This window comes from Kitasatospora cinereorecta (assembly GCF_024172095.1).
In the GTDB taxonomy this organism is placed as follows: domain Bacteria; phylum Actinomycetota; class Actinomycetes; order Streptomycetales; family Streptomycetaceae; genus Kitasatospora; species Kitasatospora cinereorecta.
The window spans coordinates 617687-638582 of record NZ_JAMZDX010000001.1 but is presented as its reverse complement, the minus strand read 5'-3'; the positions used below and the strand labels follow the sequence as shown (position 1 = coordinate 638582).

Sequence of the window (20896 nt, the reverse complement as noted above, 5' to 3'; positions counted from 1 at the left end):
GTCCCTTACTCTGTGCGCATGAGCGACCTGCTGGTACGACTTCGCGCACGTGGATGGCGGCTGACCTCGCAGCGCCGGGTCGTGGCCGAGGTCCTCGACGGCGACCACGTCCACCTCACCGCGGACGAGGTGCACGCCCGCGCGGTGGAACGCCTCCCGGAGATCAGCCGGGCGACCGTCTACAACACCCTCGGCGAACTGGTCACCCTCGGCGAGGTTCTCGAGGTCGCCACCGACGGCCGCGCCAAGCGCTACGACCCCAACGCCCACCACGCACACCAGCACCTGGTCTGCTCGGGCTGCGGCGCCATCCGCGACGTCCACCCCCAGGGTGATCCACTCGCCGCCCTGCCGGCCGCCGAACGCTACGGGTTTGTCATCTCCGGCGCCGACATCACCTACCGCGGCCTCTGCCCCGACTGCAGCAGGTAGGGCCAACCACCAGGGGCGCGGGGAACTGCGCAACCAGCCATCGCTCTACCTGAGTCCATGGTCGGTCGCGCAGTTCCCCGCGCCCCCGCTCGTACCTAGGCCGACAGCTCCGCGTTCAGCGCGCCCAGCAGCCGCCCCGCCCGCTCCGCGACCTCCGCCGGCCCGTACTCGGCGGCCCGCCGGCACCAGTTCTCGGCCTGCACCGGCTCCCCGCGTCGCAGCGCCAGCAGCGCGAGCCGCAGCGCGGCCCGCCCGTGCCCCGCGTCGGCGGCGCGGGTGTACCAGAGCATCGCCTCGGCCTCGGAGTCCTGGCGCGCCAGCAGCAGCCCGAGGTTGAACGCGGCGCTGCGGCTGCCGGCCTCGGCGGCCCGCCGGTACCAGCTCTCGGCGATCTGCAGGGCGCCCCGCTCGGCGGCCCGCACGCCCATCCGCACCTGGGCGCGCCGGTGCCCGGCGTCGGCCGCGACGGCGTACCAGTGCTCGGCCTCCGCGTCGGCGTCGCCGCGCCGGTCGAGCAGCGAGGCGAGCCGGAAGGCGCCCTCGGCGGAGCCGCCGCCGGCGGCCTGCCGGTAGCGCTCCAGCGCGCCGGGCAGGTTGCCGCGCTGCTCCTGGGCGACGGCCAGTTGCAGGGCCGCCTCGCCGTGGCCCTCGGCGGCGGCGCGGGCGTACCACTCCTGGGCCTGGCGGAGTTCGCCGCGGCCGGCGTGGAGCACGCCGAGGTTGAAGGCGCCGTCGACGCTGCCGGCCTCGGCTGCCTTGGAGAACCAGGGCTCGGCGCCGGACTCGTCGCCGCGCTGGAGCAGCACGACGGCCAGCGCGTTGCAGGCCTCGCGGTGTCCGGCGTAGGCGGCCCGGCGGTACCACTGCTCGGCCTGGGACTCGCGGCCGGCGCCGGCGCAGAGCAGGCCGAGGTTGAAGGCTCCGTTGTGGTCGCCGGCGTCCAGCGCGACGCGGTACCAGCGCTCGGCCTCGACCGGTTCGCCGCGGCTCGCGTGCAGGGCGCCGAGCGCGTTGGCAGCGGTGCCGTCGCCGGCCTCGGCCGCCTCCTGCCACCATTCGGCGGCGGCGGCCGGGTCGCCGGCGTCGCGCAGCAGGAAGCCGAGTGCGCAGGCGGCCCGCGGCTCGCCGTTCTGCGCGGACTGGCGGTACCAGCGGGCCGCGTCGTCGAGGTCGCCGCGCTCCTCGAGCAGCACGCCGAGCCGCAGCGCCGCGCGGGCGTGGCTGCGGGCGGCGGCGGTGCGGTACCAGGTCTCGGCGGTGTCCTTGTCGCCGGCGGCCTCGCGCATCCGGGCGAGCCGGTACGCGGCCTCGCGGTGGCCGGAGTCGGCGGCGGCCTTGAACCAGCGTTCGGCGCGCACGTCGCGCCGATGCTCCATCAGGTCGCCCAGGGCGTAGGCGCCGAGCGGGTGGCCGTGCTCGGCGGCGAAGTGCAGCCAGTACTCGGCGGCCTCCTCCTCGCCCTGGTCGCGCAGTTGCAGGCCGAGTGCGTGCGCGGCGGGCGCGGAGCCGGCGACGGCGGCCTGCCGCCACCACTGGGCGGCCTCGGCGCGGTGGCCCTGCTGGTGCAGCAGGACGCCCAGGTTGTTGGCGGCGGCGCGCAGCCCGGCGGCGGCGGCGCTGCGCAGGTAGGGCTCGGCGTCCGCGAGGTCGCCGCGGCGCAGCAGCAGGGCGCCGAGCTGGCTGGCCGCGTTCGGGTCGCCGGCGTCGGCGGAGCCGCGGTGGCGGGCCTCCAGCGCGGCCTGCTCGCGGGCGGCGAGCGCGGTCTCGAAGCTGGCCGGGTCCGGCTCGTCGTCGAGCAGGGCGGTGCGCTGCGGCGCGGCGGCGTCGACCACCTGGCGGGCGGTCAGGTGCACCAGGCTCTCCGGCCCGTAGCCGGTGGCCCGGCCGCCGGGCGCGAAGGCGCTGGTGCGCTGCGCGGGCAGCGTGCCCTGCGGTTCCTCCGGGCTCTGCGCCCACGACTCGGTGTCGATGTCGTGCGCGTGACCTGGCAGCTCTTCTCCCGTCCCGTTCCTGCCGATAAGCTTCATGCCGACTCCCGCTCCCCCCGAGTGTCGCGGCATCGTCCGGGGGCGCGTCGGAACCGACGGCCGGTCAGCGGCCGGTCCCCGTCCCCCATGTGGTCCATCGTCGCATCACCCGCAACCCGCGTACACCTGCTCCGGCCCGATTGGGCCGAGCGGAGCCGAAGCCCGGCGAGATTGCTTCAGCGCTTTGTCGATTTCCCGACACTTGTGCCCCACAAACCCCGGCCACGCATCGTACCGGAGACGATCACCACTTCTCCTCCATAAACGCCGAAGGCCCGGAGGCAAAGCCTCCGGGCCTTCGTGCCACTGAGTAGCGGGGACAGGATTTGAACCTGCGACCTCTGGGTTATGAGCCCAGCGAGCTACCGAGCTGCTCCACCCCGCGTCGGTGAGACAACCATAGCACGATCACGGGGTGGACCAACAATCGGTTACCGCAGCTCAGGGGCTCGCACTGGGCGAGGGGCTGGGCGAGGGGGACGGCGCGGAGGTGCCCGCGGCGGCCTTCCGCTGGGCCTCGTCGGCCGCCTTGAGGGCGTCGCCGAGCGCCTTCTGCGCCGCACCGTAGGCGGCCCAGTCGCCGCTCTTCTGAGCGGCCAGACCGTCGGTGTACGCCTTCTGCGCGTCCTGCAGCGCCTTGGCCAGGTCGGGGCCGACGGTGCTGCCGGGTGTGGTGGAACCCGGCGTGGTCGTGGACCCGGGGGCTGTCGGCGTGGTGGGAGCGCCGGTCGCCGCGCCCTGAAGGACCTTCTCCAGCGCCTTCGCCAGGTTGTCCTCCAGCGCGACGGTGTTGCCGTACACCGCCAGCACCTTCTGCAGCACCGGCACCCGGGCACTGCGGCCCACCAGGTAGACCGGCTCGACGTTGAGGAAGCCGCCGCCCACCGGCAGGGTGAGCAGGTTGCCGTACTCGATGTCGGAGTCGGTGCCGGTCTTCAGCAGGGTCAGCTGGTTGGCCACCGCGGTGTCCGAGTTGAGCTTCGCCTGGGTCAGCTTCGGGCCGAGCGCACCGGCGCCGGTCGGCACCTTGAGAATGCGCATTTTTCCGTAGTCCGGCCCGGGGTCGGCGCTGACCGACACGAAGGCGGCCAGGTTGTCGCGGCCGCTCGGCACGAAGCTGGTGGTCAGCGAGAAGGTCGCGGCCTGCTGGTCCGGCATCCGCAGCGTCAGGTAGTACGGCGGCTGCACGTCACCGGTGTTGGTGGTCGGGTCGGCCGGCACCTGCCAGATGTCGGTGCCGTTGAAGAAGCCGGTCGCATCCGTCATGTGGTACTGCCCGAGCAGGTCGCGCTGCACCTTGAACATGTCCTGCGGGTAGCGCAGGTGCGGCAGCAGGCCGGCCGGGATGTCGGCGCGCGCCTTGACCGTGCCGGGGAACGCCTTCATCCAGGTCTTCAGCACCGGGTCGGCGTCGTCCCACTGGTACAGGGTCACCTCGCCGGTGTAGGCGTCGACGGTGGCCTTGACCGAGTTGCGGATGTAGTTGACCTGGTTGACCGCGGTCAGGGTGCGGCCGCGCTGGTCGGTCAGCGAGTCCTTGGTGGACTCGCCCAGGGTGGTCTTCGAGGAGAACGGGTAGCCGTCCGAGGTGGTGTAGCCGTCCAGCACCCACACCAGCCGGCCGTCCTGCACCACCGGGTACGGGTCGGCGTCGATCGACAGCCACGGCGCGACCTTCTCCACCCGCTCCTTGGGGGTGCGGTCGTAGATCACCTTGGCGCCGCCCTTGATCGCCCCGGAGTAGAGGATCTGCGGCTCGGCGAACTTCACCGCGTACGCGGCCCGGGTCAACGGGTTGTCCAGCGAGACGCCGCTGCCGCCGTCGTAGTGGAACGACTTCACGTCGCCCGACTCGGAGGTGTAGTCGATCTCGTTCATGCCGGCGCCGCCGACGATCGAGTACGTGCCGGTCTTCTCGCCGTAGTAGACCCGCTGCTGGTACGGGCCGAAGGCGCCGGTGGTGGGCAGGGCCTGCTCGGTGTAGACCGGGTTGCCGTTGGCGTCCACCTGGTTGCCCTTGGCCGAGACGACGCCGTAGCCGTGGGTGTACTGGAAGTGGTCGTTGATGAAGTTGCGCTGCTGCACCCCGGTCAGGTCCAGCTCACGGACGCCCAGCACGGTGTCCTGCTGGCCGTAGCGGTCCACGTCCAGGGTCCGCGGGAAGGCGTAGTACTTCCGCAGCGCCTCGTTCTGCTGGAACGTCGGCGAGACCACGTTCGGGTCCAGCAGCCGGATGTCGGCGATGGTCTGCGCGTCCGGCTTGACGGCGTCGGCGCTGGTGGTGGTCGTCGGGTCGTACTGCCGGGCGTCGCTGCCCGCGATGCCGTACGCCTGGCGGGTGGCGTCGATGTTCTTCTGGATGTACGGCGTCTCCTTGGCCTGCTCGTTCGGCTTGACCTGGAACTGCTGCACGATCGCCGGGTACACCCCGCCGATCAGCACCGCCGACAGCGCCATCAGCCCGAAGCCGATCAGCGCCGGCGCCCAGGTGCGGCGGATCGGGGTCAGGAAGAACAGCAGCGCGCAGATGATCGCCACGAAGAACAGGATGTTCTTGGCCGGTAGGTACGCGTTGGCGTCCACGTAGCGCAGGCCGGTCCAGCCGTCCACGCCCTTGTACGAGCCGGTCTTCACCGCCAGCGCATACCGGTCCAGCCAGTACGCGACCGCCTTGAGCAGCACGAACACGCCGAGCAGCACCGCCAGGTGCCCCTGCGCGCCGGCGCTCGCCCGCCGCCCGGGGCCCTGCAGCCGCAGGCCGCCGTACAGGTAGTGGACGAAGAGCGACGCCAGCAGCGAGACGATCACCGCGGAGAACGCGAAGCCCAGCACGAACTGGTACCAGGGCAGCTCGAACGCGTAATAGGAGACGTCGAGGTGGAACTGGGAGTCCTTCACCCCGAACGGCGTCTCGTTGGTCCACAGCATCCAGGTGCGCCACTGGCCGGCCGCGGCCGCACCGGCCACCAGCCCGATCAGCAGCGAGACGCCGATCAGCAGCCACTTGCGGAACGGCGCGATGCCCATCCGGTAGCGGTCGAGCGACTGCTGCTCTATCGACATCGCCGCCAGCGGCGGCCGCAGCCGGTACGCCAGCCACAGGTTGGCGCCGACCACCACCGCCATCACCGCGCCGAAGATCGCGAACAGCGCCGCCTTGGTCCACAACTGCGCGGTGAAGACCGACGCGTAGTCGACCGACTTGAACCACAGCCAGTCGGTCCACAGCCCGGAGAACATGACGAACAGCAGGAACAGCACGGCCAGCACGCCCGCCGTCAGCAGCAGCACCCGGGTGCGGCGGGACGGCGGCCCGACTCTCGCGCGGAATCCCGGTTCGGGTCGTTCCGGCATCTGGAAGGTCAAGGCTCCACCTCGGCTGTGTGTTGTCGTCGTCGGTCGTGTTCTCCCGGCTTCCAGTGCAACTTAATCGGTCTTTACCGGAGTTCCCGCGGATTGCGTCGGAGTTCGGGAGAGCGGGCCCGTACGTGTGAGGATGGGGTCATGTCCGACGTTCCTGACCTTCCCGCCACCGGCCTGCCGCCCACCAGCCCGCTCACCCGGGCCGCCCTGGAGATCGACGAGCACGCCGCCTCCCTCGGCTGGGACATGCCCACCCGCCTGTTCGCCCTGGTGGACAACGCCGCGATGCTCAAGGCCAACCCCAGGCTCGCCAAGCAGCTCGGCCTGCACGACAACCCGACCGGCCTCACCCCGGTCGAGCAGGACGAACTGCCGGCCGGCATGGAGCTGGACAAGTTCCTCGGCACCATCGCCTGGCCGGACGGCGTGGTCGGCTGCGCGCTCGTGGTCGAGCGGCTCATGCTGCCCCCCGGCGCCGAGGCCTCCCGGCCGAAGAACGCCACCGATCAGGAGATCGCCACCTGGGTGGCCGAGCACCCGCAGCGGCAGGAGGTGCGGATCACCGCCGCCGTGCTGCGCGACGGGGCCAAGGAGATCGCCCTGCGACTGCGCGAGAAGGACTCCCCGCGCGAGGTCCTCACCGGCCCCGACCTGGTCCCGGGCCTGACCGAGGCCCTCCTCGCCACCTTCTCCTGAACAGGACCATCAGGGGCGCGAGGAACTGCGCGACCAGCCACGCTCTACGTGAGTGCATGGTCGGTCGCGCAGTTCCCGCGCCCCTGTCAGCAAGTACTACTTGGCGCAGCTCGGCAGCGCCGCCCTGTCCCCAGCCTTGATCTTGCCGAGGGCATCGAGCGCCTCGCCGAGGGTGTTGACCTTCACCAGGGTCAGCCCGCCGGGAGTGTTCTTGACCGCCTCGGTGCAGTTGTCCGCCGGGGTGAAGAAGTACTCCGCGCCCTTGTCCCGGGCGGCGATCAGCTTCATCTGGATGCCGCCGATCGGGCCGACCTCGCCGTCGTCGCCGATCGTGCCGGTGCCGGCGACGAACTTCCCGCCGGTGAGGTCGTCCGGGGTGAGCTTGTCGATGATCCCGAGCGCGAACATCAGGCCGGCGCTCGGCCCGCCGACGTCCTGCAGCCCGATGTCGATCTTGAACGGGTAGCTGTGGTCGATCCCGGGGGTTATCCCGACGATCGCCCGCGAGGAGTCCGGCGCCGTACCGGTGGTGATCGGCACCTGCACCTCGTCCGCCGGGTTCGGCGTCGCGCTGGCCTTGGCGTGCGGCACGACGGTGAAGACGGCGGTCTCGCCCGGCTTGTGCTTGGTCACCTGCTCGGCGACGCTCTCCCGGGTGGTGACCTTGGTGCCGTCCACGGCGACGATCTGGTCGCCGGCGTGCAGCTTGCCCTCGGAGGGGCCGCCGGAGACCACCGAGTTCACGATCACCTCGGTGCCGACCGGGATGCCCAGCTGGTTCAGCGCCGCCGTCTTGGCGCTGTCCTCGGAGGAGGCGAACTCCTCCGCGTTCTGCTGCTGGGCCTCCTTGTCGGTCTGGCCCTTCGGGTACACGTTGTCGTGCGGCACCACCAGCACGTCGTCGCGCAGCCAGCCGACCACCGCCGACACCAGGCTCGGCTCGTACTTGGCGCCGGTGACCTGGACGGTGGTCATGTTGAGGTGTCCGCTGGTCGGGTACGTGTCGTGCCCGGTGATGGTGATCACCGGGTCACCCGACCGGTCCTGCTCCCCGAGCGTGTTGTAGGTCGGCCCGGGGCTCATCTCGGTGTAGGGCACCTTCATCAGGACCGAGGCGCAGAGCAGGCCTATCAGCAGCAGGGTGGCGGCGAGCATCGTCGCGGAGCGGCGTGGCATGGCTCGACAGTACGGGAAGACCGCTACTCGGTGCCGTCCGGGCTACTCACTGCGCCGCTCGGATCCGGCGGTGCTCCGCTCCATCGCGGCGCGGAAGCGCTGGTGTTCGGCCAGCGAACTCGGATCGGTGGTCGCGCGCGGAGGCCGGGCCGCCCAACCGGCCCAGACCATCGCCAGCAGCGCGGCGACAACCGGGATGATCAACCAGGCGAGCGCAGCCATATCCGTCTCCCCACAGGCTCGTCGTGTCTATCAGCAGATTAACCGCCTGGTAGAGGAACGGCGTGGGCGCCATCCGGGTTACGGGCCGAATGGGCTAGACCCCCGATCGTGGGGCGGGTCGGGCTCAGCAGTCGCCGGCGCCGACCCACTCCTCCTGGCCGTCGGTGAAGACCTGGTGCTTCCAGATCGGCACCTCGTGCTTGAGGTCGTCGATCAGCCGCCGGGCGGCCGCGAAGGCCTCGCCGCGGTGGGCGCAGGAGACCGCGACGATCACGGCCCGGTCGGTGATCTCCAGCCGCCCGACCCGGTGGACCGCGGCCAGCGCGCGGACCGGGAAGTCGGCGCAGATCTTCTCGGCGATCCGCCGCATCTCCCGCTCGGCGGTCGGGTGGGCGCTGTACTCCAGCGCCGCCACCGACTTCCCGCCGTCGTGGTCGCGGACCGTCCCGACGAAGAGCGTGGTCCCGCCGGCCGCGTCGTCGCCGACCGCCTCGTACACCTCGTCCAGCGACAGCGGGGTGTCGCGGATGGCGAGCAGGCGGATCGGGTCGTGGTTCTCGGACATGGTCACCATGATTCCCCATCCCGCCCCGCCGTGGGCAGGGGCTTCCGCACCACGGTTCCGGTGTTCCGCGATGCGGAACCTTGGAGCATCATCAGAACGAACGCCGCTTGCGCGCCCGCCGCACCAGTGCGGCCGTACCGACCAGGGCCACGGTCGCGCCCGCCGCGCCCAGGCTGGTGGCCGCCTCCTTGCCGCCGAGCCGCCGGCCGGCCACCGCATGCTTGCCGGAGACCTGCGCGAGCAGCTCGGCCAGCACCTCCTCGTTGGTGTACCGCGGCCGCCAGCCGGCCTCGTGCAGCCGGCTGCCCGACACCACCCACGGGTACATGGTGTACGCGAGGTCGGCCGCCGGGGCCGGGGTCAGGCCGAGGCGGTGCAGCCGGGCGGCGGTGCCGAGCGCCAGCGAGGCGGGCAGCTCCATCCGGCGGATGCCGGACAGCGACTCCACCTCCTCCTGCTCCAGCCAGCCGTCGCAGCCGACCGTCAGCTCGCCCTCGACCAGGCCGAGCGCCGCGTACTCCAGCGCCGCCGCCAGGTCGTCCACGTGGCAGAACTGCCAGCACGGCCGGGACCCGGCCACCACCAGCAGCCGGGGCGCCTCGAAGTGCCGGGTCAGCACGGTGTCGATGCCCGGGCCGACCACCACGGCCGGGCGCAGCACGGTCACCTGCAGCCCCGGGTGGGCGCGCGGGGCGCGGCGGGCGAGGCGCTCGATCTCCATCAGGTCGCCGACCAGCGAGGCCTCCTCGGTGGCCCGCAGCTCGGAGTCCTCGGCGAGCGGCACCTCGTTGTCCGCGAGCGCGCCGTAGACCATCGCCGAGGTGCACAGCACCACCCGGCTCACCCCGGCGGCGGCCGCCGCGGTCAGCACGGTCTGCGCCCCGCGCACGTTGTACGCGCTCCGGGCGCGCGCGTCGGACTCCATGCCGAGGTCCATCGCGAGGTGGACCACCACGTCCACCCCGGCGAGCCGTTCGGCCACGGCCGGGTCGCGGACGTCCAGCACCCGCCACTGCACCCCGGGCACCTCGCCGCGCCGGTCGTCCACGGCCAGCACCTTGCGAATGTGCTCCGAGGCCACCAGGCGGGCGGCGACCCGCTCGCCGAGCACGCCGGCGGCGCCGGTGACCGCCACGGCGAGCGGCTTGCCGCCGTAGGCTGGAGACGGCGAACCGGCGGCGGCCGGCACGTCCTCGCCCCCGGTCAGCCCAGAGCGAACGTCCGTTGGCGGGGAACTCACCGGCCATCCTCCACGGTTAGCTTATGTGCGTACGTACGAGTGTCACGTACGGTCCATCCTGCCCGAGGCTCGGGCCCAGCGGTGCACCCGGCGCGTCGGGGCCGCGAGACCATGGCCTCCCCAGCGCACCACCAACCCGCCACTGAGCGTGTGACGGCCGACCAGATCGAGGACCCCGTGAGTGACCTCCCCTTCGGTTTCGGCGTTCCCCCCGAGGAGCCCGAGGACGGCAAGAGCAAGGGCAAGAAGGACGACGAGCAGGGCGATTCCACGCCCCAGCAGCCCTTCGGCTTCGGACCGGGCAACCCGTTCGGCGCGCTGTTCGGCATGGGCGGCCCCGGCGGCGCGGGCGGGGACAATCCGTTCGCGGCGATGATGGGCAACTTCAACCCCAACGACCTCGGCGCCGCCTTCCAGCAGCTCGGCCAGATGCTCTCGTTCGAGGGCGGCCCGGTCAACTGGGAGCTGGCCAAGAACATCGCCCGGCAGACCGTGGTCGCCGAGCAGCCCGAGGGGAAGTCCAAGGACCGCTCGGTGGGCGAGGCGGAGCGGACGGCCGTGGTCGAGGCGGTCCGGCTGGCCGACCTGTGGCTGGACTCCGCCACCGAGTTCCCCTCCGCGTCCGGCACCGCCGTGGCGTGGAGCCGGGCCGAGTGGATCGAGGCCACCCTGCCGGTCTGGAAGGACCTGGTCGACCCGGTCGCCGAGCGGGTCGGCACCGCGATGGGCGGCGTCCTGCCGCCCGAGATGCAGGCGATGGCCGGGCCGCTGATGGGCGTGATGCGCTCGATGGGCGGCGCCATGTTCGGCACCCAGATCGGCCAGGCGCTCGGCGCGCTCGCCGCCGAGGTGCTCGGCTCCACCGACGTCGGCCTGCCGCTGGCCCCGTCCGGCAAGGCCGCGCTGCTGCCGCAGAACATCGCCGAGTTCGGCGAGGGCCTGAGCGTGCCCGCCGAGGAGGTCCGGCTCTACCTGGCCCTGCGCGAGGCCGCGCACCAGCGCCTGTTCGCCCACGTGCCGTGGCTGCGCGCGCACCTGTTCGGCGCGGTCGAGGCGTACGCCCGCGGAATCAAGGTCGACACCTCGCGGATGGAGGAGCTGGTCGGCCAGCTCGATCCGGCCAACCCGGAGGCGCTCCAGGAGGCGCTCGCCGGCGGCCTGCTCCAGCCCGAGGACACCCCCGAGCAGAAGGCCGCCCTGGCCCGCCTGGAGACCGCCCTGGCGCTCGTCGAGGGCTGGGTCGACGCGGTGGTCCACGCCGCCGCCGAGCCGCACCTGCCGCAGTCCGCGGCGCTGCGCGAGACCCTGCGCCGCCGCCGCGCCACCGGCGGACCCGCCGAGCAGACCTTCGCCACCCTGGTCGGCCTGGAGCTGCGGCCGCGCCGCCTGCGCGACGCCTCCCGGCTGTGGGCCTCGCTGGCCGACGCCCGCGGCGTCGAGGGCCGGGACGCGCTGTGGAGCCACCCCGACATGCTGCCGACCGCCGCCGACCTGGACGACCCGGACGGCTTCGTGCACCGCGGCTCCGCCGAGGTCGAGGAGGGCGGCATCGACTTCGACGCCTTCGACAAGCTGCTCGGCGAGGCCGCCCAGGGCAAGGGTCAGGGCTCCGAGGGCAGCGGCGCGGCCTCCGGTGGCGCGACGCCCGAGGTGAAGCCGGGCTCCGAGGCCGCCGGGAACGAGTCCGGCCCGAACGACAAGAAGGACGGTTCCGCCGAGTGACGACGTCCCTGCACGCCGACGCCGTACGCGCACTCGACTCCTGGACGGTGGCCGACGCCGGCCAGGAGCAGCTGCGCCTGGACTACCTCGACCACCTCGCCGCCAACCCGGACGGCCTGTGGCGCGCGTGTCTCCCCGCGCACATCACCGCCAGCGCGGTGGTGATCGACCCGGCGGCCGGGCGGGTGCTGCTCACCCTGCACCCCAAGGTCGGCCTGTGGCTGCAGATGGGCGGCCACTGCGAGCCCGGCGACGCCACGCTGGCCGCCGCCGCGCTGCGCGAGGCCACCGAGGAGTCCGGCATCCCCGGCCTGGAGCTGCTGACCGAGGGCGGCGGGCCGGTCCCGGTCAAGCTCGACCGCCACCAGGTCCGCTGCGCCGGCAAGGACCGTCCGGAGAACACCCACCTGGACGTCCAGTACGTGGCGCTGGCCCCGGCCGGCGCCGAGGCGCTGATCAGCGACGAGTCGCTGGACCTCCGCTGGTTCGGCTACGACCGGCTGCCCGAGCTGACCGACACCTCGGTCCGCGAGCTGGTCGACCTGGCCCGCGGCCTGGTGGGCTGAGCCCCGGCCGGTTGAGCCTGGCGAGCTGAGCCCTGGCAGGTTGAGCGGGCCCGGGAAGTCAGTCGCAGGTGCCCGTCTGCCCCGGAATGTGCGGCAGGCGGGCCGCCGAGGCCACGCCCTCCAGGTAGCCGCGGGCCCGCTCGGTGCGCGGGTAGGACTCCAGCAGCGCCCAGAACCCGGGGCCGTGGTCCGGCACCAGCAGGTGCGCCAGCTCGTGCAGCAGCACGTAGTCGATCACGTACTCCGGCATGCCCTGCAGCCGGTGCGAGAGCCGGATGGTGCCCTCGGCCGGGGTGCACGACCCCCAGCGGGAGTTCTGGTTGGTGACCCAGCGGACGCTGCCGGGCACCGCGCGGCCGCCCAGGTACGTCCGGGAGAGCTCCTGCGCCCGCGCCTGGAGCGCCTCGTCGCCGAGCACCCGGCGGCTCTCCTGTGCGGCCAGCTTGTCGAGCATCTGGGCGACCCAGCGCTGCTCCTCGGCGTGCGACATCCGGGCCGGGATCAGCACCACCGTGCGGTCGCCCTCGCGGTAGGCGGAGACCGTACGGCTGCGGCGGGCGCTGCGGCGCACCTCGACCTTGGAGCGGTCGATCGGCGCCGGCGGCTGCTTGGCCGCGGCTTGTTCGGCCGCCGTCCGCCCGGCCGGTGCCGGTTCGGCTCCCGCCTGCTCGGCCGCCGTCCGCCCGGATCCCGACCGGTCTGACCCCGACCGTTCTGCCCCCGACCGGTCGGCCCCCGACCGCTCGGCCCCCGACCGCTCCGGGGATGCATGGCGAACGGGCGTCGCGGAGCCGCGTCCCGAGGCTGCCCGGGCGCGCCGACGCGACGCCGACGGCTGGGAGTCCCGGTCGGCTGCCATGGCACACGACGTTACCGGGTCACGGTGACAGAAGTCCGCTGCCGGGGCCGGTGTTGTCCACAGGGTGTGCAAACGGATGGTCGGATGATCGGGTCGGGCCTGTGGATAACCGGCTTCCCCCTCGCCGCGACCCCGGGCAAGCTGCCTCCACCACGGCTCGTCCCACGGCTCGGGAGGTCCCCATGCGCCCTGTCCTCAAGCCCGCCCTGTCCCGGTTGTGGCGGGAGAAGCAGACCCTGCAGTTCGGTACCGTCCGCCGGCACGCCCGGCTGGTCGAGGACGTGGACCGCGCCCTCGCCTCCTTCCTGGAGCTGATCGACGGCAGCCGGGACGGCCCGGCCCTGATCGCCGCCGGGCAGCGGCTCGGCCTCGACCCCGAGTACTGCGAGGCGATGCTCGACTCGCTCGCCCGCAGCGAGCTGCTGGACGACGCCGCGGCCGCCCAGCAGGCGCTGGCCGGCCGGCCGCAGCCCCGGCGCGAGATGCTGGTCCCCGACCTCGCCTCGCTCTCCCTGGTCCATCCCGCACCCGGCGAGGCCGCCGCCGTGTTGCAGGGGCGGGCCAGGGCCAGGGTCGAGGTGCGCGGCGCCGGCCGGGTCGGCGCGGCCGTCGGGGCGGTCCTGGCGGCCGGCGGCATCGGCGATGTCGCCCTGGTCGACCGCGGCCGGGTGGCCGCCCGCGATGTCTCCCCCGCCGGCTTCCCGCCGACCGAGATCGGCCGGCTGCGGGCCACGTCCGGCCGGGAGGTGGTGCACCGCGCCGCCGGCACGGCCGCCGGCGAGCGGTACCGCCGCTCCCCCGCCTCACCGCCACCGCCCGCCCTGGTGGTGCTCGCTCCGAGGGACGGCACCGGAGCCTTCACCGGCGCCGCCGTCGAGGCCCAGGAGCTGATGCGGGCCGGCATCCCGCACCTGTACACCGGGGTGCTGGAGCACCTCGGCGTGGTCGGCCCGCTGGTGGTGCCCGGCGCCTCCGCGTGCGGCAGCTGCGCCACCCTGGCCCGGCGCGATGAGGACGAGGCCTGGCCCCGGCTGCTCGCCCAGCTGATCGACGGCGGCCCCGGCCGAGCCCGCGTCCCGGCCTGCGACAGCGCGCTGGCCACCTCGGTCGCCGGGCTGGCCGCGCTCCACGTCGAGCTGTACCTCGACGGCGTGCTGCCGCCCAGTGTGGACGGCTGGTGCGAGGTCTCGGCCGCGGACGGAATGACCCGCCGGCTGCGGCTGCGCAGCCACCCCGATTGCGGATGCCTCTGGCAGTCCGTCACCGCCGGGCGAGCGGGCACAATGGCGTGAGTGACCACGCCGGCGGTGTGCCGGTAGGGGCGGCTGATTGGGAGGCCCGGGGTGAGCGATCTTCCGCGCAAGGCAGTGACCCGTACGGCGAGGCTGGCCGCCCTGCCGCTCGGGATCGCCGGGCGGGCCACGCTGGGCCTGGGCAAGCGGATCGGCGGGCGCTCGGCCGAGGTGGTCACGGCCGAGCTCCAGCAGGCCACCGCCGACCAGCTCTTCAAGGTCCTCGGGGAGCTGAAGGGCGGCGCGATGAAGTTCGGCCAGGCCCTGTCGGTCTTCGAGGCGGCGCTGCCCGAGGAGGTGGCCGGCCCGTACCGGGCCGCGCTGACCAAGCTTCAGGACGCCGCCCCGCCGATGCCCGCCGCCACCGTCCACGCCGTCCTCTCCCAGCGGCTCGGCGCGGACTGGCGCAAGCGCTTCGTCGCGTTCGAGGAGCGGCCGTCCGCGGCCGCCTCGATCGGCCAGGTGCACCGCGCCGTCTGGCACGACGGGCGCCGGGTCGCGGTCAAGGTGCAGTACCCGGGCGCCGGGGACGCGCTCCTCTCGGACCTGGGCCAGCTCAGCCGGGTCGCCTGGCTGCTCGGTCCGCTGATCCCCGGCCTGGACGTCAAGCCGCTGATCGCCGAGCTGCGCGCCCGGGTCGCCGAGGAGCTGGACTACGCGCTGGAGGCCGAGGCCCAGCGCCGGCACGCCGAGGAGTTCGCCGACGACCCGGACATCCGGGTCCCCGGCGTGGTGGCGCAGGCCGACCAGGTCCTGATCACGGAGTGGATGGACGGCGTCCCGCTGGCCGAGGTGATCGCCCGCGGCAGCCGCGAGGAGCGCGACCGCGCCGGGCAGTTGCTGGCCCGCTTCCTGTTCGCCGGCCCGGCCCGCACCGGCCTGCTGCACGCCGACCCGCACCCCGGCAACTTCCGGCTGCTCAAGGACGACGGGCCGGCCGAGGGCTGGCGGCTCGGTGTGATGGACTTCGGCACCGTCGACCGGCTGCCCGGCGGCCTGCCCGCCCCGATCGGCGACTCGTTGCGGATGGCGCTGGCCGGCGACGCCGCGGGCGTGCTGGAGATGCTCCGTGAGGAGGGCTTCGTGAAGCCCTCGATCGAGCTGGACCCGGACGCGGTGCTCGACTACCTGCTGCCCATCATCGAGCCGGCCACGGTGGAGACCTTCCACTTCACCCGGTCCTGGATGCGCGCCCAGGCGGCCCGGATCGCCGACCCGCGTTCCCCCGCCTACGACCTGGGCAAGCAGCTCAACCTGCCGCCGTCGTACCTGCTGATCCACCGGGTGACGCTCTCCACCATCGGCGTGCTGTGCCAGCTGGGCGCCCAGGCCCCGTTCCGCGCCGAGATGCTCGAATGGCTCCCCGGGTTCGCCGAGGAGGTCGCCCCGGCGGAGTGACCGCCGGGCCCCACCGGTCCGCCCGGATCGGCCCCCAAGCGCCCGGGGCGCCTGGACAACCGCCCGGATCGGCCCGAACGCGCCGGTGGCCGGCTCCCCCTCACGGACGAGGGGGAGCCGGCCACCGGCGTACAGGGGAGGTCACGCTGCCTGCGCGTGCGTCACATGCGCGTCCGTCACATCACAGCGACGGCAAGCGCCTTGCGGGCTCGCAGGGAGGCCCGCTCGGCCTTCCGCTTGAGCTTGGCGGCCCGCATGACGCGCAGGCCGAGGCGTTGCTCCTCGGCCTCCTGGAGGCGTTCCTGCATATGGGCTCGGGCCAGGGATTCCTGGAGGAGATGCATTTCGAGGGTCCTGTTCTGGATCTGGAGTTCGGAGGTCTGCTCGCGGCGGACGGTGGAGTCGAAGGCGGGGATCATGTGGTGGTCCTGCTCGTGGTGCGTCGAAGGGACGGTGCGGGCGATGGCTGCGTCCGCCTTGGCGGCGGCGATGCGTACGGAGCGGCGCAGTGCGGTGTCCGACGGGGGCTGCTCTCCCCTTCGGACGGCGCCGGTTCCGTGACCGGAGATCATTTCGGCGCTGTTCACGCCATGACCTCGGTCTTGCGCGGACGGCCCCGCGGACGCTTGCGGGCCACGACCACACCCTGGACGAAGAGCTCGCCACCCCAGACGCCCCACGGCTCGCGGCGCTCGAGCGCGCCGGTCAGGCAGGCGGCCTTCACCGGGCAGGTGCCGCAGAGGGACTTGGCGTACTCGACGTCCGCCGGGGTCTCCGCGAAGAACACCTCCGGGTCGAAGGCGCGGCACGGGATGGGAAGGCCGAGCTCGTCGGCCTGGTCGATCGCGGTGAGCTGCATGAGCGATACCTCCGGGGGGTCGGCCTGGTCGGCCTTGACGGTCTTGTCGGTCGGTACGGACGGGAGGGGCGGTGTGATGACCGTGGACACTGTGTGCGTCTTCCTCGTCTTCGATGTGGATCCGGCCCAGTTGGCTGGTGGGCTGGGCCGGAGGCCCCGGGGGGCCTTGGTTGGTCTTGCGTACCGGACAAAACAGAAGGGCCGCGGATCCCGGTTGACGGGTTCCGCGGCCCTGGAGGCGCCGACCTGAGGCTGACTCAGGTTCGTTCACTCCAGGGTTCAGGCCCGCGGAAGGCCCACATCCGGATGGCCACGGCGCCCGGGCGGGCGACCTTGACCTGCTTGATCTGCTGATCCTGCTGCTTGATTCCGGCACCGACTGCGACGGCATAGCGGCCATGCTCAGCCGCTGCTACCACTGCCTTCGGTGCCTGGGTCGGTCGCTCGTCACGCAGCTCCAGGCCGCCGGCGAACGTCGCCCAGTCACGGGACAGACCCGTCTCGACACGGGTGCCTTCAGCATTGCCGGGACCACTGACAGTGCAGGGGGTGGCAACGGAGAGACCGGTGGTACCGAGACCCAGACCGAACGAGAGGGCGCGCGAGGGCATGGCGAACACGTCGGTCTGACCAGTCATTTTGGTGATCATGATCAGGTTCTCCACTGCACTCGCCTCCTCTCGGCGTCTCGCGGTGCCCAGTCCCCCGGGCTCCGATGTCTGGTTATGGTCAGGCGCAGGCAGAAGGAAGCCCTCTGCGAGCATTTGCGGTCTCGTCCCCTTGACCGCTCCGGCAGGCTATTGCGCCGTCCATGCGGCGCGCAAACTATTTTTCCGGCGAGTTCCGAACCGGATCTCCATCGGGCTCTGCGTCAGACTCAGCGACGAGCTCCGGATCCTCCCCCGCACACAACAAGAGCACGTCGGAGCCGTACTTGTCCAGCTTCATGGCACCGACGCCGGAGATCATCGCCAGCTCCCGGGTGGAGCCGGGCACCTCCTCGGCGATCGCCATCAGGGTCGCGTCGGTGAAGACCACGTAGGCCGGGGCGCCCTGCTCCCTGGCCTTGCTCGCCCGCCAGCTGCGCAGCCGCTCGTACAGCGCCTCGTCCATGGTCGAGGGGCAGGTCTCGCAGCGGCGGAGCTTGCGCTCCACCGCGTCGGTGAGGGAGCGGTCGCAGACCCGGCACTTGACCGGGCCGCGCACCCGGCGGCCGGCCGCGCGCTCGGCGCCGCGCTCCACACCGCCCGCGCCCCCGGCGCCGCCGCGGGCGCGCGGGCCCGAGGAGCCGGGTCGCAGCCCGTCCAGGAAGCGGGTGGGCTTGCGGCTCGCCCGGCCGCCCGGGGAGCGGGAGAGCGACCAGGAGAGGGTGAGCAGCCGCCGAGCGCGGGTGACGCCGACGTAGAGGAGCCGACGCTCCTCCTCTATCTGCTCGTCGGTCTTGGCGTAGATGATCGGCAGGGTGCCCTCGGAGAGGCCGACCAGGAAGACGGCGTCCCACTCCAGGCCCTTGGCGGCGTGCAGCGAGGCCAGCGTGACGCCCTCGACGGCGGGGGCGTGCTGGGCGGCGGCCCGGGCGTCCAGTTCGGCGACGTACGCGGCGAGGTCGGCCCGCTCGCCGGCGGCGAGCCGGGCGGCCTCGAACTCCTCGGCGAGCCGGACCAGGGCGGCCAGCGACTCCCACCGCTCGCGGACCGCGCCGGAGCCGGCCGGCGGGGTGGCGGCGAAGCCGCGGGTGGCGAGCACCGCGCGCACCTGGGCGGCGAGGTCGGGCGCGCCGGCGGTCAGCGGGTCGTCGGCGGCGCGGGCGGCGCCCTTGAGCAGCACGCCCGCCTCGCGCACCTCGGGCCGCTCGAAGAAGCGCTCGGCGCCCTTGAGCTGGTACGAGATGCCGAGGTCGGCGAGCGCCTGCTCGTACACCTCGGACTGGCTGTTGGTGCGGAACAGCACGGCGATCTCGCTGGCCCGCACGCCGGTCGCCAGCAGGTCCTTGATCAGGTGCGCGGTGGACTCGGCCTCGGTCGGCTCGTCCGGGTACTCGCGGTAGGCGGGCTCGGGGCCGGCCTCGCGCTGGGAGACCAGCTCCAGCCGGTGCTGGGCGGCCTGGCCGCGGGCCTGCGAGAGCAGCCCGTTGGCCAGGTGGACCACCTGCGGGGTGGAGCGGTAGTCGCGGACCAGCTTCACCACGGTGGCGTCGGGGTGCCGGGTGCGGAAGCCGAGCAGGTAGTCCGGGGTGGCGCCGGTGAAGGAGTAGATGGTCTGGCTGGCGTCGCCGACCACGCAGAGGCTGGCGCCGCCGCCGGTCCACTGGTCGAGCAGCCGCTGCTGGAGCGGGGAGACGTCCTGGTACTCGTCGACGGTGAAGTGCCGGTACTGGGCGCGGACCCGGTCGGCGATCTCCGGCCGGTCCTCCAGGATGGCGGCGGTCAGCAGCAGCACGTCCTCGAAGTCGATCACGCCGCGGTCGCGCTTGGTCTGCTCGTAGGTCGCGTAGACCTTGGCGATCTCGGCCGGGTCGCGCGGGGCCTCGCGGGAGGACTTGGCGACGGCGGCCGGGTAGTCGTCGGGGACGATCTGGGTGACCTTGGCCCACTCGATCTCGGCGGTCAGGTCGCGCAGCTCGGTGCGTTGCACCCGCAGCCCGCTGCGGCCGGCCGCCTCGGCGACCAGCTGGACCTTCCGCTCGAGCAGCCGCGGCACCTCGCCGCCGACCGCGCGCGGCCAGAAGTACTGGAGCTGGCGCAGCGCGGCGGAGTGGAAGGTGCGGGCCTGCACGCCGTCCGCCCCGAGCTGGCGCAGGCGGCCGCGCATCTCGCCGGCGGCGCGGGCGGTGAAGGTCACCGCGAGCACCTGCTGGGGCTGGTAGACGCCGCTGCGCACGCCGTAGGCGATCCGGTGGGTGATGGCCCGGGTCTTGCCGGTGCCGGCGCCGGCCAGCACGCAGACCGGGCCGTGCAGGGCGGTGGCGACGGCCCGCTGCTCGGGATCCAGGCCGGCCAGCACCGCGTCGGCGCCGACCGGCGGCGCGTCGGGGTGGGCGCCGGCGCCGTGCTCGCCGTACGGACCGGGGAGGCCGAGAAGCTCTTCCTGCATGCTGTCCATCCTCTCAGGCCCACCTGACAGTCTGCGGCGGCGTTATCCACAGCCACCCCGATGTGATCGGATAATCACACCCGGATTCCGGCCCGGAATGCGACCGACGGACCGGGCGTTGGATCCGGCGACCGCTCGCCCCTCTCCACGAAGGAGTCCCCCGACATGTCCGGGACCGTCACGATGTACAGCACGACCTGGTGCGGCTACTGCAACCGTCTGAAGAGCCAGCTCGGCCGCGAGGGCATCGGCTACACCGAGATCAACATCGAGGAGGACCCGTCGGCGGCGAGCTACGTGGAGTCGGTGAACAACGGCAACCAGACCGTCCCGACCGTGGTCGTGGTCTCCGCCTCCGGCGAGCAGAGCGTGATGACCAACCCGAGCCTGCGCCAGGTCCAGGCCGCCCTGGTCTGACGCACCGTCGGCACAGCGCAGCCGTCGGCACAGCACCGCCATCGGCACCGCACCACCGTCGGCACGCCGGTCAGGGGCGCGGGCCCGGCTCGCGCCCCTCGCCGACCTCGTACACCAGCCGGCAGCGGTCGGCCGCGTAGCGGGTCTCGATCACCCGCACCGGCCCGCGCCGGTCGTGGGTGACCCGGGTCTGCACCAGCAGCGGCACCCCGGGGCCGATCTCGAACCAGGCCGCCTCCTCGGGCCCGGGCATCCGGGCCGCCAGGTGGTCGACGGCCGATGTCTCGGAGCGCCCCATGGCGGCGAGCACCTGCTCGTCCCCGCCGGGCGCCGGCTCCGGGTCCATCAGCGGCGTCCCGGCGGCCAGCCCGGCCCGGTAGTGGGACTCCTCGATGGAGTACGGCTCGCGGTCCAGCAGCCGTAGCTGACGGCGGACCACCACCGCGTCGTCGGGCGGCAGTCCGAGCCGCTGCGCCACGTCCGGGCGGGCCCGCACCACCAGCATGTCGAAGTCGACGGTCAGCCGGCGGCCGGCGGTCCTGGCCTCGCGCGTGTAGACCTCGCTGGGCGCCGCGAGCGCGTCGCGCTGGCCGGGCAGCCGGGCGGCCAGGTAGGCCCGGTGGTCGAACACCGGCTGCTGCTTGAGGTAGGTGCCCTTGCCCTGCATCCGGACCAGCCGGCCCTCGTTGACCAGGACGTCGACCGCCAGCCGGACGGTGTTGCGGGCCACGCCGTAGTGCTGCTCCAGGTCGCCCTCGACCGGGAGCTGGGCACCCCCCTGCCACTCGCCGGCCTCGATCCGGCGGCGCAGGTCGGCCGCCAGGCGCTGGTACTTCGGGGCGGGTGCGCCGCCTCGGGGGATCGTCACCCGAGTGAATGTAGCCATTCTGCTTGCGCCTTTTCAGCGAAACCCGTCAACATTGGCCGGGATTGGGGATTCCGGTGCCCGACCCCGGTCATCTCGATTGC

19 protein-coding genes and 1 tRNA gene are annotated in these 20896 nt (G+C 73.1%); 7 read left to right on the top strand and 13 right to left on the bottom strand.

The features are described 5' to 3' along the window. The first annotated feature begins 18 nt into the window (after positions 1-18). The gene (locus FHR36_RS02965; protein WP_253793491.1) at positions 19-432 is read left to right on the top strand and encodes a Fur family transcriptional regulator; all 414 of its coding nucleotides are present in this window, start codon (positions 19-21) and stop codon (positions 430-432) included. A 95-nt stretch (positions 433-527) separates the two neighbouring features. On the opposite strand, the gene FHR36_RS02960 is transcribed toward FHR36_RS02965, so the two are convergent. The 3 genes from FHR36_RS02960 to FHR36_RS02950 form a co-directional block, all read right to left on the bottom strand. After that, positions 528-2459: a tetratricopeptide repeat protein gene (locus FHR36_RS02960; RefSeq protein WP_253793489.1), complete on the bottom strand. Its 1932-nt coding sequence runs from the start codon at positions 2457-2459 to the stop codon at positions 528-530. Between the two features lie 311 nt (positions 2460-2770). After that, positions 2771-2844: transfer RNA gene (locus FHR36_RS02955), tRNA-Met, on the bottom strand. Between the two features lie 56 nt (positions 2845-2900). Continuing rightward, the gene (locus FHR36_RS02950) at positions 2901-5813 is read right to left on the bottom strand and encodes a UPF0182 family membrane protein (RefSeq protein WP_253794690.1); all 2913 of its coding nucleotides are present in this window, start codon (positions 5811-5813) and stop codon (positions 2901-2903) included. A gap of 150 nt (positions 5814-5963) precedes the next feature. Here FHR36_RS02950 and FHR36_RS02945 point away from each other — a divergent pair, with 150 nt between their 5' ends. Next, positions 5964-6518 carry a PPA1309 family protein gene (locus FHR36_RS02945; RefSeq protein WP_253793488.1) on the top strand — a complete coding sequence of 185 codons (555 nt, stop codon included), beginning with the start codon at positions 5964-5966 and terminating at the stop codon, positions 6516-6518. 96 nt (positions 6519-6614) lie between these two features. Here the strand turns inward: FHR36_RS02945 and FHR36_RS02940 are convergent, their stop codons facing one another. From FHR36_RS02940 to FHR36_RS02925, 4 genes are all read right to left on the bottom strand, one after another. After that, positions 6615-7694 carry a YlbL family protein gene (locus tag FHR36_RS02940; RefSeq protein ID WP_253793485.1) on the bottom strand — a complete coding sequence of 360 codons (1080 nt, stop codon included), beginning with the start codon at positions 7692-7694 and terminating at the stop codon, positions 6615-6617. Positions 7695-7736: 42 nt separating this feature from the next. Then, on the bottom strand, positions 7737-7916 hold the full coding sequence (locus tag FHR36_RS02935; protein ID WP_253793483.1) for a hypothetical protein: 180 nt from the start codon (positions 7914-7916) through the stop codon (positions 7737-7739). Positions 7917-8040: 124 nt separating this feature from the next. After that, on the bottom strand, positions 8041-8481 hold the full coding sequence (locus tag FHR36_RS02930; RefSeq protein ID WP_380232447.1) for a molybdenum cofactor biosynthesis protein MoaE: 441 nt from the start codon (positions 8479-8481) through the stop codon (positions 8041-8043). Positions 8482-8572: 91 nt separating this feature from the next. Further along, positions 8573-9721 (bottom strand): NAD-dependent epimerase/dehydratase family protein, encoded by a 1149-nt coding sequence (locus tag FHR36_RS02925; protein ID WP_380232449.1) that lies wholly within the window; start codon positions 9719-9721, stop codon positions 8573-8575. 177 nt (positions 9722-9898) lie between these two features. Here FHR36_RS02925 and FHR36_RS02920 point away from each other — a divergent pair, with 177 nt between their 5' ends. After that, entirely contained in the window at positions 9899-11443 is a 1545-nt protein-coding gene (locus tag FHR36_RS02920) for a zinc-dependent metalloprotease (RefSeq protein WP_253793479.1), read from the top strand. Next, complete coding sequence (locus tag FHR36_RS02915) at positions 11440-12009, top strand: NUDIX hydrolase (protein ID WP_253793478.1); 570 nt, start codon at positions 11440-11442, stop codon at positions 12007-12009. Before FHR36_RS02920 ends, FHR36_RS02915 begins: the two co-directional genes overlap by 4 nt. Positions 12010-12067: 58 nt before the next feature. Here the strand turns inward: FHR36_RS02915 and FHR36_RS02910 are convergent, their stop codons facing one another. Beyond that, positions 12068-12580 (bottom strand): M48 metallopeptidase family protein, encoded by a 513-nt coding sequence (locus tag FHR36_RS02910; RefSeq protein ID WP_380232452.1) that lies wholly within the window; start codon positions 12578-12580, stop codon positions 12068-12070. Between the two features lie 470 nt (positions 12581-13050). On the opposite strand from FHR36_RS02910, the gene FHR36_RS02905 reads away from it, so the two are divergent. Together FHR36_RS02905 and FHR36_RS02900 are read left to right on the top strand one after the other, a co-directional pair. Next, positions 13051-14160, top strand: a complete 1110-nt coding sequence (locus FHR36_RS02905) for a ThiF family adenylyltransferase (RefSeq protein ID WP_253793477.1) — start codon at positions 13051-13053, stop codon at positions 14158-14160. A 51-nt stretch (positions 14161-14211) separates the two neighbouring features. Further along, entirely contained in the window at positions 14212-15558 is a 1347-nt protein-coding gene (locus FHR36_RS02900) for an ABC1 kinase family protein (protein ID WP_253793476.1), read from the top strand. A 176-nt stretch (positions 15559-15734) separates the two neighbouring features. On the opposite strand, the gene FHR36_RS40240 is transcribed toward FHR36_RS02900, so the two are convergent. From FHR36_RS40240 to FHR36_RS02880, 4 genes are all read right to left on the bottom strand, one after another. Continuing rightward, a complete protein-coding gene (locus FHR36_RS40240) occupies positions 15735-16145 on the bottom strand; it encodes a putative WhiB-interacting protein (protein ID WP_380232455.1) in 411 nt (136 codons plus the stop codon). Continuing rightward, positions 16142-16507, bottom strand: coding sequence for a WhiB family transcriptional regulator (locus FHR36_RS02890; protein WP_308199141.1), 366 nt, complete (start codon positions 16505-16507; stop codon positions 16142-16144). Before FHR36_RS02890 ends, FHR36_RS40240 begins: the two co-directional genes overlap by 4 nt. Before the next feature lie 167 nt (positions 16508-16674). Further along, positions 16675-17082 (bottom strand): hypothetical protein, encoded by a 408-nt coding sequence (locus FHR36_RS02885; RefSeq protein WP_253793475.1) that lies wholly within the window; start codon positions 17080-17082, stop codon positions 16675-16677. Positions 17083-17242: 160 nt separating this feature from the next. Next, a complete protein-coding gene (locus FHR36_RS02880) occupies positions 17243-19510 on the bottom strand; it encodes an ATP-dependent DNA helicase UvrD2 (RefSeq protein WP_407660779.1) in 2268 nt (755 codons plus the stop codon). A 165-nt stretch (positions 19511-19675) separates the two neighbouring features. On the opposite strand from FHR36_RS02880, the gene FHR36_RS02875 reads away from it, so the two are divergent. Further along, positions 19676-19927, top strand: a complete 252-nt coding sequence (locus FHR36_RS02875; RefSeq protein ID WP_253793473.1) for a mycoredoxin — start codon at positions 19676-19678, stop codon at positions 19925-19927. A gap of 70 nt (positions 19928-19997) precedes the next feature. Here the strand turns inward: FHR36_RS02875 and FHR36_RS02870 are convergent, their stop codons facing one another. After that, positions 19998-20795: a GntR family transcriptional regulator gene (locus FHR36_RS02870; protein WP_253793472.1), complete on the bottom strand. Its 798-nt coding sequence runs from the start codon at positions 20793-20795 to the stop codon at positions 19998-20000. Positions 20796-20896 lie beyond the last annotated feature (101 nt).